The organism is Mycolicibacterium bacteremicum (assembly GCF_002086115.1).
GTDB lineage: Bacteria > Actinomycetota > Actinomycetes > Mycobacteriales > Mycobacteriaceae > Mycobacterium > Mycobacterium bacteremicum.
In genome coordinates, this window is sequence record NZ_MVHJ01000003.1 from 276,554 (window position 1) to 291,530 (window position 14,977).

15 protein-coding genes and 1 riboswitch are annotated in these 14,977 nt (G+C 67.9%); of the genes, 5 read left to right on the forward strand and 10 right to left on the reverse strand.

Going from position 1 to position 14,977, the window contains the following annotated elements; translation table 11 throughout:
* Window positions 1–44: 44 nt before the first annotated feature.
* Complete coding sequence (locus BST17_RS05355) at window positions 45–764, reverse strand: sensor domain-containing protein (RefSeq protein WP_234807539.1); 720 nt, start codon at window positions 762–764, stop codon at window positions 45–47.
* Between the two features lie 31 nt (window positions 765–795).
* The gene (gene lepA, locus BST17_RS05360) at window positions 796–2,652 is read right to left on the reverse strand and encodes a translation elongation factor 4 (RefSeq protein ID WP_083056082.1); all 1,857 of its coding nucleotides are present in this window, start codon (window positions 2,650–2,652) and stop codon (window positions 796–798) included.
* A gap of 90 nt (window positions 2,653–2,742) precedes the next feature.
* Between lepA and BST17_RS05365 the strand changes: the two genes are divergently transcribed.
* The gene (locus tag BST17_RS05365) at window positions 2,743–3,330 is read left to right on the forward strand and encodes a type II toxin-antitoxin system PemK/MazF family toxin (RefSeq protein WP_234807540.1); all 588 of its coding nucleotides are present in this window, start codon (window positions 2,743–2,745) and stop codon (window positions 3,328–3,330) included.
* A gap of 76 nt (window positions 3,331–3,406) precedes the next feature.
* On the opposite strand, the gene BST17_RS05370 is transcribed toward BST17_RS05365, so the two are convergent.
* Both BST17_RS05370 and BST17_RS05375 read right to left on the reverse strand, forming a co-directional pair.
* Window positions 3,407–4,501, reverse strand: coding sequence for an LLM class flavin-dependent oxidoreductase (locus BST17_RS05370; protein ID WP_083055903.1), 1,095 nt, complete (start codon window positions 4,499–4,501; stop codon window positions 3,407–3,409).
* A complete protein-coding gene (locus tag BST17_RS05375; RefSeq protein ID WP_234807552.1) occupies window positions 4,498–5,520 on the reverse strand; it encodes an LLM class flavin-dependent oxidoreductase in 1,023 nt (340 codons plus the stop codon). The genes BST17_RS05370 and BST17_RS05375 overlap by 4 nt, the downstream gene beginning before the upstream one ends.
* Window positions 5,521–5,841: 321 nt before the next feature.
* On the opposite strand from BST17_RS05375, the gene BST17_RS05380 reads away from it, so the two are divergent.
* From BST17_RS05380 to BST17_RS05395, 4 genes are read left to right on the forward strand one after another with little or no spacing between them, the layout of a single operon-like run.
* On the forward strand, window positions 5,842–6,843 hold the full coding sequence (locus BST17_RS05380) for a methionine ABC transporter ATP-binding protein (protein WP_083055906.1): 1,002 nt from the start codon (window positions 5,842–5,844) through the stop codon (window positions 6,841–6,843).
* The gene (locus BST17_RS05385; protein WP_083055908.1) at window positions 6,840–7,523 is read left to right on the forward strand and encodes a methionine ABC transporter permease; all 684 of its coding nucleotides are present in this window, start codon (window positions 6,840–6,842) and stop codon (window positions 7,521–7,523) included. Before BST17_RS05380 ends, BST17_RS05385 begins: the two co-directional genes overlap by 4 nt.
* A 26-nt stretch (window positions 7,524–7,549) precedes the next feature.
* A complete protein-coding gene (locus BST17_RS05390) occupies window positions 7,550–8,479 on the forward strand; it encodes a MetQ/NlpA family ABC transporter substrate-binding protein (RefSeq protein WP_083055909.1) in 930 nt (309 codons plus the stop codon).
* Window positions 8,476–9,894: an NtaA/DmoA family FMN-dependent monooxygenase gene (locus tag BST17_RS05395; RefSeq protein WP_083055911.1), complete on the forward strand. Its 1,419-nt coding sequence runs from the start codon at window positions 8,476–8,478 to the stop codon at window positions 9,892–9,894. Before BST17_RS05390 ends, BST17_RS05395 begins: the two co-directional genes overlap by 4 nt.
* Here BST17_RS05395 and BST17_RS05400 read toward each other — a convergent pair.
* From BST17_RS05400 to BST17_RS05425, 6 genes are all read right to left on the reverse strand, one after another.
* Window positions 9,891–10,646, reverse strand: coding sequence for an ABC transporter ATP-binding protein (locus BST17_RS05400; RefSeq protein ID WP_083055912.1), 756 nt, complete (start codon window positions 10,644–10,646; stop codon window positions 9,891–9,893). The genes BST17_RS05395 and BST17_RS05400 overlap by 4 nt on opposite strands.
* Window positions 10,643–11,668 carry a FecCD family ABC transporter permease gene (locus BST17_RS05405; RefSeq protein WP_165762217.1) on the reverse strand — a complete coding sequence of 342 codons (1,026 nt, stop codon included), beginning with the start codon at window positions 11,666–11,668 and terminating at the stop codon, window positions 10,643–10,645. The genes BST17_RS05400 and BST17_RS05405 overlap by 4 nt, the downstream gene beginning before the upstream one ends.
* Window positions 11,665–12,675 (reverse strand): ABC transporter substrate-binding protein, encoded by a 1,011-nt coding sequence (locus tag BST17_RS05410; protein ID WP_407937734.1) that lies wholly within the window; start codon window positions 12,673–12,675, stop codon window positions 11,665–11,667. The genes BST17_RS05405 and BST17_RS05410 overlap by 4 nt, the downstream gene beginning before the upstream one ends.
* Window positions 12,675–13,700: an ABC transporter substrate-binding protein gene (locus BST17_RS05415; protein ID WP_083055917.1), complete on the reverse strand. Its 1,026-nt coding sequence runs from the start codon at window positions 13,698–13,700 to the stop codon at window positions 12,675–12,677. Before BST17_RS05415 ends, BST17_RS05410 begins: the two co-directional genes overlap by 1 nt.
* A gap of 40 nt (window positions 13,701–13,740) precedes the next feature.
* Window positions 13,741–13,884, reverse strand: a riboswitch (cobalamin riboswitch).
* On the reverse strand, window positions 13,874–14,491 hold the full coding sequence (locus tag BST17_RS05420) for a GNAT family N-acetyltransferase (protein ID WP_083055918.1): 618 nt from the start codon (window positions 14,489–14,491) through the stop codon (window positions 13,874–13,876). Its footprint overlaps the riboswitch before it by 11 nt.
* The gene (locus BST17_RS05425; RefSeq protein WP_083056085.1) at window positions 14,492–14,920 is read right to left on the reverse strand and encodes a CBS domain-containing protein; all 429 of its coding nucleotides are present in this window, start codon (window positions 14,918–14,920) and stop codon (window positions 14,492–14,494) included.
* Between the last annotated feature and the right edge of the window lie 57 nt (window positions 14,921–14,977).

The window sequence follows — 14,977 nt, forward strand, 5'->3', positions numbered from 1 at the left end:
GGCACTTCGAGCGTCCGGGCCGCTGAGGGCGCGGCCGGTGACCGTTACCCGGCGGCGTTCTCCAGCATCTTCGCCGTGATCTCCGCCGCCTCGTCGCCGGCGCCGTAACTGCACGCCCACGCCTCCACGGTGATGTTGGAGACGAACGACAGCGCGTGCTGGCATTCCCAGCCATCGGCGTCATCCTGGGTCGTGACCTGGGTGAGCACGGTGTCGCCGACCGTCACATCCCCGATCTGCCAGGTGTAGTTGTCGGTACCGTCGTCGATGCCGATCGAGGTGCCCGCGCAGTTCTCCCACATCGTCTGCGAATCATCGAAGAAGCGTTGCGCGTCATCGGCGGAGGGATAGAGCACCGCGGTCTGCTCGACCCAGTGCGCGTTGTCGGCATCGGGTTCCCGGGACACCTGATCGCGAACCGCGGTGTAGCCACTGTCGCCGTAGACCGGCTGCTCCGCACCGAAGATCGCGCCGAGGCAATCCGGGTTCGACACGTCGCGGGAGTGGTCGACCATCTGGTCGAGCTCACCGGTGACCTCCATGGTGTCGGACCCCATGATGTCGTTGATGTCGCCGATGGCCAGCAACACGTCGTCGAGCTCGTTTTCCCGCAGCGGCGGCACATCGACGGCGGTGGCATCCGGGTCGCGGACCGCCTGGCCGCTCACCGTGCTGCTGCAGCCCGTGAGCAGCACACAGCCGACGGCCACGGCGACAAGGGCATCACGGGCATACCGCACGCGCGGCGCTACAGCTGTGTTCACCGCGTCATTGTTACCGATGACGCGGCCCGAGTCACTTCTTCGCTTTGTCCGCTGCAGCATCGGTGGACAGTGCGGCCACGAAGGCCTCCTGGGGTACCTCGACCCGACCGATCGTCTTCATCCGCTTCTTGCCCTCCTTCTGCTTCTCCAGCAGCTTGCGCTTACGGGTGATGTCACCGCCGTAGCACTTGGACAGCACGTCCTTTCGGATGGCCCGGATGTTCTCGCGGGCAATGATTCTCGACCCGATGGCGGCCTGCACCGGCACCTCGAACTGCTGGCGCGGGATGAGCTCCTTGAGCTTGGTGGTCATCTTGTTGCCGTACGCCGATGCGCCGTCCTTATGGACGATCGCGCTGAACGCGTCCACCGCCTCGCCCTGCAGCAGGATGTCGACCTTCACCAGATCGGCCACCTGCTCGCCGGCCTCCTCGTAATCGAGGCTGGCGTAGCCGCGGGTGCGCGACTTCAGCGAGTCGAAGAAGTCGAAGATGATCTCGCCGAGCGGCATGGTGTAGCGCAGTTCGACCCGCTCCGGGGACAGATAGTCCATTCCCTGCAGCTCGCCACGGCGGGATTGGCAGAGCTCCATGATGGTGCCGATGAACTCGCTGGGCGCGATCACCGTGGTCTTCACCACCGGCTCGTGCACCGCGCGGACCTTGCCCTCGGGCCAGATCGACGGGTTGGTGACGATCAGTTCGGTGTTGTCTTCCTTCTCCACCCGGTACACCACGTTCGGTGAGGTGGAGATGAGGTCGAGGTTGAACTCGCGCTCCAGGCGTTCCCGAGTGATCTCCATGTGCAGCAGGCCCAGGAAGCCGCACCGGAAACCGAACCCGAGCGCCACCGAGGTCTCCGGCTCATAGGTCAGCGCCGCGTCGTTGAGCTGCAACTTGTCCAGCGCCTCGCGCAGATTCGGGTAGTCCGAGCCGTCCACCGGGTAGAGGCCCGAGTAGACCATCGGCTTGGGCTCGCGGTACCCCGTCAGCGCCTCGGTCGCACCCTTGCGCGCGGTCGTCACGGTATCGCCGACCTTGGACTGTCGAACGTCCTTCACCCCGGTGATCAGGTAGCCCACCTCGCCGACACCGAGGCCGACGGAGGCCTTGGGCTCCGGGGAGACGATGCCGACCTCGAGCAGCTCATGGGTGGCGCCGGTGGACATCATCGCGATCTTCTCGCGGGGGGTGATCTTGCCGTCGACGACGCGCACGTAGGTGACCACACCGCGGTAGATGTCATAGACCGAGTCGAAGATCATCGCCCGGGTCGGGGCGTCCGGATCGCCGGTCGGGGCGGGCACCTGACGGACGACCTCGTCGAGCAACTCCTGCACACCGGCGCCGGTCTTGCCCGACACCCGCAGCACATCGGACGGCTCGCAGCCGATGATGTGGGCGATCTCTGCGGCGTAGCGATCCGGGTCGGCCGCCGGCAGATCGATCTTGTTGAGCACCGGGATGATGGTCAGGTCCCGGTCCAGGGCCAGGTACAGGTTCGCCAGGGTCTGCGCCTCGATGCCCTGGGCGGCGTCGACCAGCAGCACCGCCCCCTCGCAGGCCTCCAGCGCGCGGGACACCTCGTAGGTGAAGTCGACGTGGCCGGGGGTGTCGATCAGATGCAGGACGTATTCACCGCCGGCATCGTCGCCCGCCGACACCGTCCACGGCAGCCGCACGTTCTGCGCCTTGATGGTGATACCGCGCTCACGCTCGATGTCCATCCGGTCCAGGTACTGGGCACGCATGGAGCGGTCGTCGACGACACCGGTGAGCTGCAGCATCCGGTCGGCCAACGTGGATTTGCCGTGGTCGATATGGGCGATGATGCAGAAGTTCCGGATTTGCGCCGGCGCGGTGAACGTCTTGTCGGCGAAACTACTAATTGGGAATCTCCTGGTCGAAGCGCGATAGGTGGGTCCAGCGTATCGACAGCAGGCGCTCGCTTCACAATCGCAAGACCTATGCTCGTTCTCATGGCGTCCCAATGGAAGGCCTTTCAACGCCTGGCCGAGAACATCGTGTTCAAGGAAGCCCCCAAGCTGATCCGCCAGCTGCCCAAGCCCGAGCGGGTGCTGCAGCAGGGTCTCAAGATCGGCCTGGAGGCGTTGGCCGGCTCGCAGGCCGCCCAACAGCAGCCCACCGCGATCACCGCCGGGCGCCCGGTGACCAGCGCCAGCGTGCCGACCGCGCACCGGGCCCGGCGCATCGAATACTCCCCCGACCTGGACGGTCAGGCCGATCCGGGCGAGATCGTGTGGACCTGGGTGGTCTACGAGGACGACCCGACCCGCGGCAAGGACCGGCCGGTACTGGTGGTCGGCCGCGATCACCGCATGTTGCTCGGGCTGATGCTGTCCAGCCAGGACCGGCACGCCGAGGACGGGGACTGGGTCGGCATCGGGACCGGCAGCTGGGACTACGAAGGCCGGCCGAGCTGGGTGCGCCTGGACCGGGTACTCGACGTTCCCGAGGACGGGATCCGCCGCGAGGGCGCCATCCTGTCGCGCGAGAAGTTCGACGTGATCGCGACCCGGCTGCGCGCCGAGTTCTCGTGGTTTTGATCATCGCCTCCGCGAAGGCGTCTTGAGGTTCGCCTCCGCGAAGGCGTCTTGAGGTTCGCCGCGAAGGCGCTCTGAGTCAGACCGGCACGCCCGCGCGGACCAGCGGCAGCACGCCCCGCCCGACGTGGTGGATCTCGTCGGCCTGCGGATAACCCGACAGCACGAACTCACTGATCCCCAACCGGGCGTACTCGGCGAACACCTCGGCGACCTGCTCGTAACTGCCGATCGCCGCGGTACCGGCACCGTCGCGCAGCAGACTCGGCCCCGCCCACAGTCCGGGATGCACCTCCAGGCTCCGCGCGTCGACCAACTCGCCGCTGGTCAGCGCGGCCATCCGGCGCTGCCCCTCCGAACCGCTGGTGAGGTACCGCTCATGTGCCCGGCGCACGGCCGCGGGGTCCAGGCCGGCGATCAGCTCATCGGCACGCTGCCAGGCCTGCTCCTCGGTGGCCCGCGCGACGGTGTGCAGCCGCAGGCCGAACCTCAGCTCGCGGCCGCGACGTGCCGCCGCGGCGCGTACCCGCCCGATCTTCTCGGCGACCTGGTCCGGCGGCTCACCCCAGGTCAGGTAGACATCGGCATGCTCGGCGGCCACCTCGATCGCCTCCGGGGACGACCCCCCGAAATAGATCGTCGGTAGGGTCTGCACCGGGTAGGCCGTCCGGGCCGCCTGCACGTCATAGAACTCGCCGCGGAAGGTGAACTCCGGATTGCTCCACGCGCCGCGGACAACGGCGAGGAACTCGGCGGTGCGCCGGTAGCGCGCGGCCTTGTCGATCGCATCGCCGTACCGGCGCATCTCCGAGTCGTCACCACCGGTGACGATGTTGAGCGCCAAGCGGTTTCCGGTGAACCGCTGATACGTGCTGACCTGCTGTACGGCCAGCGTGGGCGAGAGCACACCGGGCCGGAACGCCACCAGAAACTTGAGCCGCTCGCTGTGCTGGGCCAACGCCGCGGTCGCCAACCACGAGTCCTCGCAATGCGATCCGGTCGGTGTCAACGCCGCCTCGAATCTCAGATCCTCCGCCGTACGCACCAGCGCGGTCAGGTTCTCCAGCGTCGGCTGCAGATGCGACTGCGCGCGGGTCGCCGCGTCACCCCGGTTGTCCGCGATCGTCGTGGTGTCGCCATGGGTGGGCAGATACCAGTGGAACTTCAGTGTCATGACGCCAGACTCTCCCGCTTCAGCAGCGCATCGACCCGCGGCAGGATCTCGCCGGCGAAGCGCTCCATCTCGGCCTCGAACGGTTGGAACGCCAACATGAACGTCTCGATCCCGTCGGCGAACCAGTCCACGATGCGCTGGGCGACGGTGTCGTAGTCACCCACCAGACCGGCCGCGGTACCGCCGTTGGGGCCGACATGTGGCAGCGCACTCAGGCGCTGCCACATCGGTGAGGCGGGATCGGTGTCACGGCTGAACCGGTCGATGGTGTCACCGGCGCCGGCCTTGTCGGCACGCTGCAGATCCCAGTGCTGATGCATCAGTTCGGCGGCTTCCCGGCCGGTGGCCGCGGTGACGACGAAGGCCGCCAGGCCGAATCGCAGCGGTGCACCCGTTCGCGGCCTGCGCCGCACATCGGTGAGCAGCGTCCGGGCTTGCTCGGGTGCCTGACCGTTGAGGAACAGCACATCGGCCTCGGCGGCGGCCAGTGTGCGGGCCTGCTCGGATTCGCCGCCGAGGTAGATCCGTGGCCGCGTGTGAGCGGGCCGGATCACGAAGTCATCGATCTGAAAGTACTTCCCGCGCAGCGTGGTCCGCTCACCCGACAGCAGCTTGCGCACCGCATGCAACCATTCGGTGCCGTAGACGTAGCGTTCCCCGTGCTCCAACATCCCGATCCCGGAACGTTCGAGGTCCGGGATCCACCAGGCATTGACGACGTTGACCGCGAACCGGCCACCACTGATCTGCTGGATGCCCTGAGCCTGTTTGGCCAGGATCGTCGGGTGGATGATCGACGGCTTGACAGCCGCGATGATCTCGATGGATTCGGTCAGCGCCGCCAGGGCCGCGGCCGCACTCCAGGCATCGAGCTGATCGAGGTCCTCACCCAACGGGTTCATGGTGTGCTGGGCGATCAGCGTCGAGTCGAAGCCCAGCCGTTCGGCCAACAGGATCTGGTCGCGCACCCGGGACCAGGACGCGTCGACCGGATCATCGGGGTGGCCCAGCGCGGCCATCGTGCCGTGCACATTGGCCCACACCCCGAACCGTGGTTTCGCTGAGGTCACTCGTTGCGCTGACACCACACAAAAGTAATCAGCTACAAGCCTTTTGGAAAAACGTCGACGCATTTCGAATCAGCCAGATCGCTACCCTTACGCGGCGCCGCAGCGATGCGTACCTTTGGCGAGTTCCCCGGCCGACGCCGCCCGGCGTTCCCCCACCTCAACGCCATTCGGTGTGCACCCGGCCGGGTTCGATGCGTGTCACGGCACCTGTGTGTTGTGACACAGCCGTGCAACGAGCACGGCCACACCGTCCCATGAGAGAGCAGTCCTGTGATCGAGATCGAGAACCTGACCAAACGGTTCGGCGACCGCACCGTCCTCGACGACATCTCGCTGTCGGTCGGCAGCGGCGAGATCCTCGCCGTGGTCGGGCCCAGCGGTGCCGGCAAGAGCACCCTGTCGCGCTGCGTCAGTTTCCTCGAGCGGCCGACCAGCGGCACCGTCCGTGTCGACGGTAAGGACTTCACCCGGCTCGACCGGGCCGAATTGTTGACCGCACGCCGCAGCGTCGGCGTGATCTTCCAGACCGCTCCACTGCTACGCCGCCGCACCGTCGCGCAGAACATCGCGCTGCCACTGCAATATCTGCACGCGACCGAGGCCTCGGTGACCAAACGTGTCGACGAGCTGCTGGAGCGGGTCGGGCTGAGCGACCGCCGCGAGTTCTTCCCCGCCCAGCTCTCCGGCGGACAAAAGCAGCGTGTCGGCATCGCCCGGGCGCTCGCGCTCGGACCGTCCAACCTGCTTTCCGACGAGGCGACCTCCGGGCTGGATCCAGCCACCACCAAGTCGATCCTGGGACTGCTCAGCCATCTCCGCGACGAGTTCGGGCTGTCGATCATCCTGATCACCCACGAGATGGAGGTGGTGCGCGAGATCGCCGACTCGGTGGCCCGCATCGACAACGGCCGCATCATCGAGAGCGGCTCGGTCGAGGACATCATCCTCGACCCGAATTCCGCTCTGGCGCATGAACTCCTGCCGGACCGGCCCAGTGTGCCGGTGCGCAACGCAGGTGACGTGTGGGAGGTGTCCTATGCCTCGCGCGACGTGCCGCTGGACTGGCTGACCTCCATCGGATACACCCCGGGACTGGCCGGCGCACAGGTCAGCGTGCTCAGCGCCAGCGTCGAATCCATCCGCGGGGTCGCGGTCGGGCGCGCGGTGCTGGCCATCTCCCCCACCGCGCCGGCCGGCTTTGCCGAGCACCTGCGCGACCGGGGCCTGCACGTGCGTGCCGTCGACACCGCCGGCGGCGAGGCAGCCGCGTGAACCTGCTCGCCGCCGAGGATTTCAGCACCCCCTGGTCGCGGGTGCCCGATCTACTGCTGCCCGCCTACGGCCAGACCTGGGTGATGGTCGGCGTCACCATGACCCTCGTCGTGCTGATCGGTACACCCGCGGGCATCGTCCTGCACAACACCTCGTCGTTCGGGCTGTTCCCGAATCCGCGGGTGTTCACCGTACTGAACACCATCGTCAACATCGGCCGCTCACTGCCGTTCCTGATCCTGATGGCCGCCATCATCCCGGTCACCCGGTTCATCGTGGGCACCACCATCGGCATCGCGGCGGCAATTGTGCCGATGACGGTTGCCGGTGTCCCGTTCTTCGCCCGCCTGGTGCAGAACGCGCTGCGTGAAGTCCGCTCCGATGTCGCCGACATGGGACTGGTATCGGGCGGATCCCATGTCCAGGTCATCCGGTCGGTACAGCTCTCCGAGGCCCTGCCGGCCCTGGCCGGGGCACTGACCGTCAACACCATCGCCATGATCGAGTATTCGGCGATCGCCGGATCCATCGGCGCGGGCGGCGTCGGTCATCTGGCCATCACGTACGGCTACAACCGCTTTGACGACAACATCATGATCGCCACCGTGATCGCGCTGATCCTCACCATCCAGCTGGTGCAGTTCACCGGTGATCGTGTCGTCAAAACCCTCACCCGCTGACCCCGACCAAGAACAGAAGGAACACTGTGGCAGACCAGAGCAGCGCCGCCCCCGGCGTCGACATCGAGATCAAGCAACGCAAGCGCTGGCCGTGGATCGCCGTGGCCGCCGCGGCCGTGGTGGTGGCGGCCGGCGGTGTCGCCTACAGCCAGGTGTCCAACCGCGACCAGCCGTTCGGCACCGAACTCGAAGTGGCGACCTGGAGCACCGACATCGCCGCCGAGAACCTGCTGGCCTATATCAGTGAGAACGTGGCACCCGATCACGGCATCACCATCAAGCCGGTCCAGATCGACAACCTGATCGAGATCAACCGGGCCGTCGATGCCGGGACGGTGGCCGGCAACTTCTTCGAACACCAGCCCTTCCTCAACGACGCCATCGCCGCCAACGGATTCGAGTTGACCTTGGCCGCACCGACGTTCACCTGGGACCAGGCCACCTACTCCGACAAGTACGACAGCTGGGACCAACTGCCCGCCGGCGCCAAGATCGCGCTGCGCGACGACCCGGCCGGCCAGGCCATCGCCCTGCTGGACCTCGCCGAGGCCGGTCAGATCACGCTCAAGCCCGGCAAGGACACCGTCGAGGGTCTGCCCCAGCTCAGCGATGTCGCAACCAACCCGAAGAACTACGAGTTCGTCCAGGTGCCGATCGGTCAGCTGGCCCGCAGCCTCGCCGATGTCGACGCCGTCGTGGTGCACATCTCCGATGTCTATGCCGCCGGGCTGCGCGAAGACCAGATCCTGGACCGGCATCCCGCGCCGGTCGGCAGCGAAGGCGGACTCGTGGTCAGCAACAAGCACCTCGACGATCCGAATGTGCAGAAGCTGATCGCCACCTTCACCGATCCCAAGATCGCGGAGTTCCTGCAGACCACCGACAACGCGCTCATCCGCGACACCCTCGGCCCGATCGGCGAGTCGGACTCGGCGGGGCCCGGGGCCAGCTCATGACGGCCCGCGACCGCAAACCGCTGTACTACTCGGCGTTCGTGATGAACACCGCCTCCCATGTGCTGCACGGGTTGTGGCGGGCACCGGAGGCGCAGAACCACCGGTTCAACTCGTTGCGGCACTGGACGTCACTGGCCGCCGAGGTCGACAAGGCCGGCTATGACCTGTTGTTCTTCGCCGACGTCTTCGGGCTGCGGGCGCCGTGGAACGGCAACTGGCGCAAATCCGTCGAAGCCGGCATCCAGATCCCGGTGAACGATCCGTCGGTGCTGGCCTCGGCGCTGGCGGCGGCGACGGAGAACCTGGGCATCGTGTTCACCAGCTCGATCATCCAGGATCACCCGTTCAACTTCGCCCGGCGGATGTCCTCGCTGGACCACTACACCGAGGGCAGGTTGGGCTGGAACATCGTCACCAGCTTCAACGCCAACATGTTCCGCAGCTTCGGCCATGAGGGCACGCTGGCCCATGACCAGCGCTACGAGTGGGCCTACGAGTACGTCGACGTCGCCTACAAGCTGTGGGAGGGTTCCTGGGACGAGGATGCGTTGGTACAGGACAAGGAGCGCAGCGTGCACTCCGACCCGGCGAAGATCCACCGGATCAACCACGTCGGGCCGCGGTACAGCGTCGAGGGGCCGCATTTCACCTCGCCGTCCCCGCAGCGCACGCCGGTGCTCTTCCAGGCCGGGTCCTCGCCGGCCGGCCAGCTGTTCTCCGCCCGCAATGCCGAAGGCGTCTACATCGGCAGTCCGTCGCCGGCGGACGCCTACCAGCTGACCACCGAAACCCGGGCGCTGGCCGCCGAATACGGGCGCGACCCGTCCGACATCACATTCGCCCAGGGACTGTCGTTCGTCATCGGCGACACCCACGCCGACGCGATCCGGCGCAACGATGAGCTCAAGCGATACCTCGATCTGGAGGGCATCGCCCTGCACGCGCTCGGCGATGCGGGCGTCGATGCGGGCAGCCTGCCGCTGGACACCCCGATCAGTGAGCTCGGCGAGTTCACCGGCATCCAGAGCTTCAAACGCTGGGCCGCCGAGGTGTCCGGCAACGACGAACCCACCATCCGGGACATGGCCTGGGTGATGGAGGGCGCCAACCGGGTGGTGGGCACCCCGGACGAGATCGCGGACCGCTTGGAAGAGTGGCGGGAGGCCGGTGTCGACGGCATCAACGTCTACCACGCCACGGTGCCGCAGTCCTTCCGGGAGGTCGCCGACCGGCTGTTCCCCACGCTGCGCGAACGCGGGCTGATCGGCACCGACAAGTCGGGCACGTTGCGGCACAAGCTGCTCGGCAAGGGCGACCGGTTGCCGGACCGTCATCCCGCCGCGCGCTACCGCGGCGCGTTCACCGACAACTCGCTGGCCGATCAGGTTGCGCAACCGCTGGGCACCAGCGCTTAGCGCAGCGCAAAACGGACGTGCGGCCGGCCGTCTTCGACGGTGACGTGACAGCGCACCCGGTAGACCGAACCGATGAGTTGTTCGGTCAGCACATCTGCCGGCGTGCCGGCGGCCACCACCGCACCGTCGGAGAGCACCACGATGTGGTCGCAGAACATCGCCGCCAGGTTGAGGTCGTGCAGCGCGACGACTGTCGTGATGTCCAGCCGTCGGACGAGCGTCAGGATCTCCAGCTGGTGGGCGATGTCGAGGTGGTTGGTCGGTTCGTCCAGCAGCAGATGATCCGGGTCCTGCGCCAGCGCCCGGGCGATCTGTACCCGCTGCCGTTCCCCGCCGGACAGCGTGTGCCAGTACCGCCCGGCCATGTCCTGCAGCCCGGTGGCGGCCAGTGCACCGTCGACCACGGCCGTCCCCTCGGTGTCGGTCCCGATCATCCCGGTGTAGGGAATCCGGCCCAGCCGCACCACATCGCGCACCGTGATGTGCAGCTCGGTCTCGTTGTGTTGGGCGACCATCGCCACCCGCCGGGCCAGCGCCCGCCGCGGCACCCGCGCGACCGGTTCACCGTCGAGTGCCACGATGCCCCGATCGGGCCGGTCCACCCCGGCCAGCAGCTTCAGCAATGACGACTTGCCCGAGCCGTTGGGGCCCAGCAGGCCGACGGTGCTGCCCGGTGCCGGCTCGACGGTGACGCCGTCGAGCACCAGCCGACCCGAACGCGTCCAGCTGACCTGATCGGCCTTCAGCGTCATGACGGCATCCCCCGGCGGCGCAACAGGATCAGCGCAAACGCCGGTACTCCGAGCAGTGCGGTCACCACGCCGGTGGGCAGCTCCTGCGGGGCGAAGACGGTGCGGGCCAGGGTATCCACCCACACCATGAACACCGCACCGAAGATCGCCACCGTCGGCAACAGCCGCCGATGCGCGGGCCCCACGACAAACCGGGCCGCGTGCGGCAACACCAGTCCGACGAACCCGATCGCACCGGCCGCACTGACCAGCGCCGCGGTGATCAGTGCCGTCATCACCAGCAGCACGATGCGCGCCTGCCGCACCGACACCCCGAGTGAGGCGGCGGCGTCATCGCCGAAGGCGAAGGCGTCCAACGCCCGGGCGTAGGCCAGGCAGCACACCAGGCCGATGCCGACGACCGCGCTGCACACGGCGACGTCGGTCCAGGACACCCCGGCCAGCGAACCCAGCAACCAGAACAGCACACCGCGGGTCTGCTCGGCATCGGCCGAGGACAGCACGATGAACGATGTGAGCGCCGAGAACAGTTGGGTGGCAGCCACGCCGGCGAGCACCACCCGGTCGGTGCCGCCGCCGGCGGCATAGGCGAGCAGCAGCACCACCCCGAAGGAGAGCACCGCGCCGACGAACGCACCCCCGGACAGCGTCAACGTGCCCGCCCCGACACCGAGCACCGCGATCAGCACGGCCCCGGTCGACGCACCCGAGGACACCCCGAGCACGAAGGGGTCGGCCAGCGGATTACGCAGCAGGGACTGCAGGATCGCCCCGCACAGCGCCAGTCCGGCACCGCAGACCGCCGCCAGCAGCACCCGCGGTAACCGCAATTGCCAGACGATGCCGTCCTGGATCCTGGTGGCGCCCGACGGGCCGGCACCCAGGTGTTCGGCAACGATGCCGTACACGTCGGCGACCGAGAGGGCGGCCGGGCCGATCGTGATGGCCACCGCACCGGAGACGACCAGCAATACCAGGCCGAGCACCCACAGGACGGCCGGCGACGGCGTGCGCAGCGTCACCGTTCGGCGGCGAATCCGAAGCGGCGCAGTCCCTCGGCGACCTTCTCGGCACCGTCCACGGTGCGGATCGACGGGTTCAGGTCGGCGCCGTTGACCACGATGTAGCGCTTCTGCTGCACCGCGGCCAGCCGCGAGGTCACCGGATTGCCCTCCAGGAACGCGATCTTGGCGTCCAGAGCGTCACCGTCGATGGTACGTCGGCTCAGATCGGCGAGCACCAGCACGTCCGGGTCGCGGTCGGCGATCACCTCCCAGCTGACCTGCGGCCACTCCTCGGTGGTGTCGAGGAAGATGTTGCGGGCGCCGACGGTGTCGGTGATGACCCCGGGTGAGCCGCAGCAACCCCCGAAGTACGGGGCGCGGATGTCGGAGAACCAGTAGGCCAGGTCGGCGTCGGCGGTCAGCCGACTGGCCTGCATCCGCTGCTCCAGCTCGGCGACCAGGTCCTCACCGCGGTCGACGACGCCGAAGATGCGGGCCAGATCCCGGATCTCGGTGTAGACGGCGTCCATGGTGAACGGTTCGGTGCGCGCGCCGTCGGCGTTGACCGAGACCTTGCCCACGCAATCGCTCGGCGCCAGATAGGTGGGCACACCCAGGGACGCGAACTGATCACGGTCGGCCACACCGCCGGGGCCGAGGGTTCCGGCGAACGACGCCGACACGAAATCGGGCTCGGTGTCCAGCACCGTTTCCAGCGACGGCTTGTTCTCGGCCAGCTTCGGCACGCCGGCATTGGCCTCGGCGAGGTTCGACCGGACCGGGTCGGTCCAGGTGGCGGTGCCCACCATCCGGTCGGCCAGCCCCAGCGACAGCAGGATCTCGGTGGACCCCTGGTTCAGTGCGACCGCGCGCTGCGGCGGTGCGTCGATGACGACATCGCGGCCGCAGTTGGACACCGTGATCGGGAAACCCGTCGCCGCGCCGTCCTGCCGCTCCGATGCCGCGGTCTGCCCGCAACCGCCGAGCGCCAGTACCGCGGCCAGCACAACGATCCCGCGGCCGATCACTGCGGCTCCCCGACCGTCGTGAACCCCGCGGCGAGTTTTTCCACCGCGTCGATCTGGCGGATGCCGGGGTCGAGCTCCGAGCCGGACAGCACGACATAGCGCCGCTGCTGCACCGCGGTCATGGTCCGGGTGACCGGATTGGATTCCAGGAACGCGATCTTGGTGTCCAGGGCGTCACCGTCGATGCGCTTGCGGCTCAGGTCGGCCAGCACCAGGACATCGGGATCACGGTCTGCCAATGCCTCCCAACTGATCTCGGGCCAGTCCTCGTGCGCATCGGCGAACACGTTGGTGGCCCCCACTTCCCGGGCGTACAGACCGGGCGCCGAACAGCAGCCGGCCAGATACGGGGTGCGCAGTCCGGAGAACCAGAACGCGACGGTGGCGTCCCGCGCCGGGCCGGTCGGGGCGTCCTCGAGCCGCTTGCGCAGTTCGTCCACCAGCCGGGCTCCGCGGTCCTGCACATCGAAAATCTGTGCCAGTTCGGTGATCTCGCGGAACAGCGTGTCCATTCGCAGCGGGCCGGTGCGGGTGACCGTCTCGCCCTCCACGACGGCGTCGGTGCACACCGACGGCGATTGATAGCTGGGGATGCCGAGGTCGGCCAGTCGGGCGCGCTCACCGACGACCGCGGCGGTGAAGGTGTGCGCGCTCGCCGAGGTGATGAGATCGGGCTCGAGGTCCAGCACCGCCTCCAGGCTCGGGTCGTTGTCGGCGATCCGCGGCACCCGCTCGTTGTCGGCCGCCAGGTCGGGCAGCACCGGGTCGAACCAGGTCGAGGTGCCGACCATGCGGTCGGCCAACCCCAACGACAGCAGGATCTCGGTGGACGCCTGATAGAGCGAGACCGCGCGGTGCGGTGCCCGCTCGAAGGTGACCTCGACACCGCAGTTCTGCAGTGTCAGTGGGTAGCTGGTGTGGCCGGCCTGCGCGGCGGCCGACGGCACCGGGGCGGGCGCATCGGACCGGCTGCAGGCGGTGATGGCGAGAACGAGGCAGACAAGCGTGATCAATGCACGCACAGCAGTGACATCCTTCGGTGCAGGGCCCAGGCGCGGGGCCGTCGACGGTTCAACGACCGCAGGCATTCGGGCTTCGAGGTCAGACCTCATACCGCTGCGCGTCAGCTCCGGATTGTCACCGGATTCCCCTGCTGGTCGAACCGGACTCTACCGTGCGGCAGGAACGCCCGGGGTCACCGCGGATTGCGCCACATCGGATACAGCGTCGGCCCGCCGCCGGCAACCGTGATCTCCCCGGTCACCTCGAAGCCGAAACGCTGGTAGTAGCCGATGTTGTCGGGATTGCTGGACTCCAGGTAGGCGGGGGCGAACTCGGCGTCGCAGCGGTCGAGCCGCGACCGCATCAGGGCATGCCCGTAACCGCCGCCGCGTACCTGCGGATCGCTGCCGATCACCGCGAGATACCAGTGCGGCTCATCCGGATGCGACTGTTTCATCAACTCCGACACAGCCATGCCGCGCCGTACCGCGGCACCGAAGGTGAGCAGCATCGACGGCGCGGCGCGCAGTTCCTCGGCGGTGGTGTGCCGCCACTGCCCCGGGGGATCCCACAGGGCCGCGGCCGCGATACCGGACGCCGCGCCGGCCACCTCCACCCCGCCGCGAGCCAGATGATGGTGGCGGGTCAGCGCCGCGAACAGCTTGTGCAGTTTGTGCCGCCGCGCCTGCGGGTCGGGCAGCATCCAGGCCATCACCGGATCGTCGAAGAAGGCGCGGCCCAGCACCTTCGACAGCTCCGCGATGTCCGATCGGACGGCGGGTCGCACCTCGGGATCGCTCACACCATCCATTCAGCCCTGCGTGATGTACGCCTGCAAGTGCTCTGTGCTGGATTCCAGTTCCTGCATGCGCGACTTGACCACGTCACCGATGCTGACGATGCCGGCGAGCCTGCCGTCCGCCAGGACCGGGATGTGTCGCACCCGGTGATGCGTCATCGCCGCGGTGAGGCTGTCGACCGAATCCTGCGGTGCGCAGAACACCAGATGCGTGGTCATGATCTCGCTGACCGGCCTGGTCAGCAGATCGGCGCCCAGCGCGTGCAGCCGGTGCACCACATCCCGCTCGGAGACGATGCCCACCGGACCATCCGGACCGACGACCACCATCGCTCCGATGTTCCGCTCGACCAGTCCGGCCAGCAGGTCGGCGACCGATGTCTCCGGCGTGATGGTCGCGACCGCCGCACCCTTGGCCTTCAGCACATCGGCGATCCGCATGGCGACCTCCTGCGAATGTGACTCCGGACACACTCCAGGCTACGTCCGATCAGCCTC

Excerpts from the sequence above, each read along its gene's own strand:
- BST17_RS05420 (WP_083055918.1), bottom strand. The coding sequence starts at position 14,491 with ATGGATGGTGTGAGCGATCCCGAGGTGCGACCCGCCGTCCGATCGGAC.
- BST17_RS05400 (WP_083055912.1), bottom strand. The coding sequence starts at position 10,646 with ATGACGCTGAAGGCCGATCAGGTCAGCTGGACGCGTTCGGGTCGGCTG.
- BST17_RS05425 (WP_083056085.1), bottom strand. The coding sequence starts at position 14,920 with ATGCGGATCGCCGATGTGCTGAAGGCCAAGGGTGCGGCGGTCGCGACC.
- BST17_RS05375 (WP_234807552.1), bottom strand. The coding sequence starts at position 5,520 with ATGGCCGCGCTGGGCCACCCCGATGATCCGGTCGACGCGTCCTGGTCC.
- BST17_RS05365 (WP_234807540.1), top strand. The coding sequence starts at position 2,743 with ATGGCGTCCCAATGGAAGGCCTTTCAACGCCTGGCCGAGAACATCGTG.
- BST17_RS05370 (WP_083055903.1), bottom strand. The coding sequence starts at position 4,501 with ATGACACTGAAGTTCCACTGGTATCTGCCCACCCATGGCGACACCACG.
- BST17_RS05395 (WP_083055911.1), top strand. The coding sequence starts at position 8,476 with ATGACGGCCCGCGACCGCAAACCGCTGTACTACTCGGCGTTCGTGATG.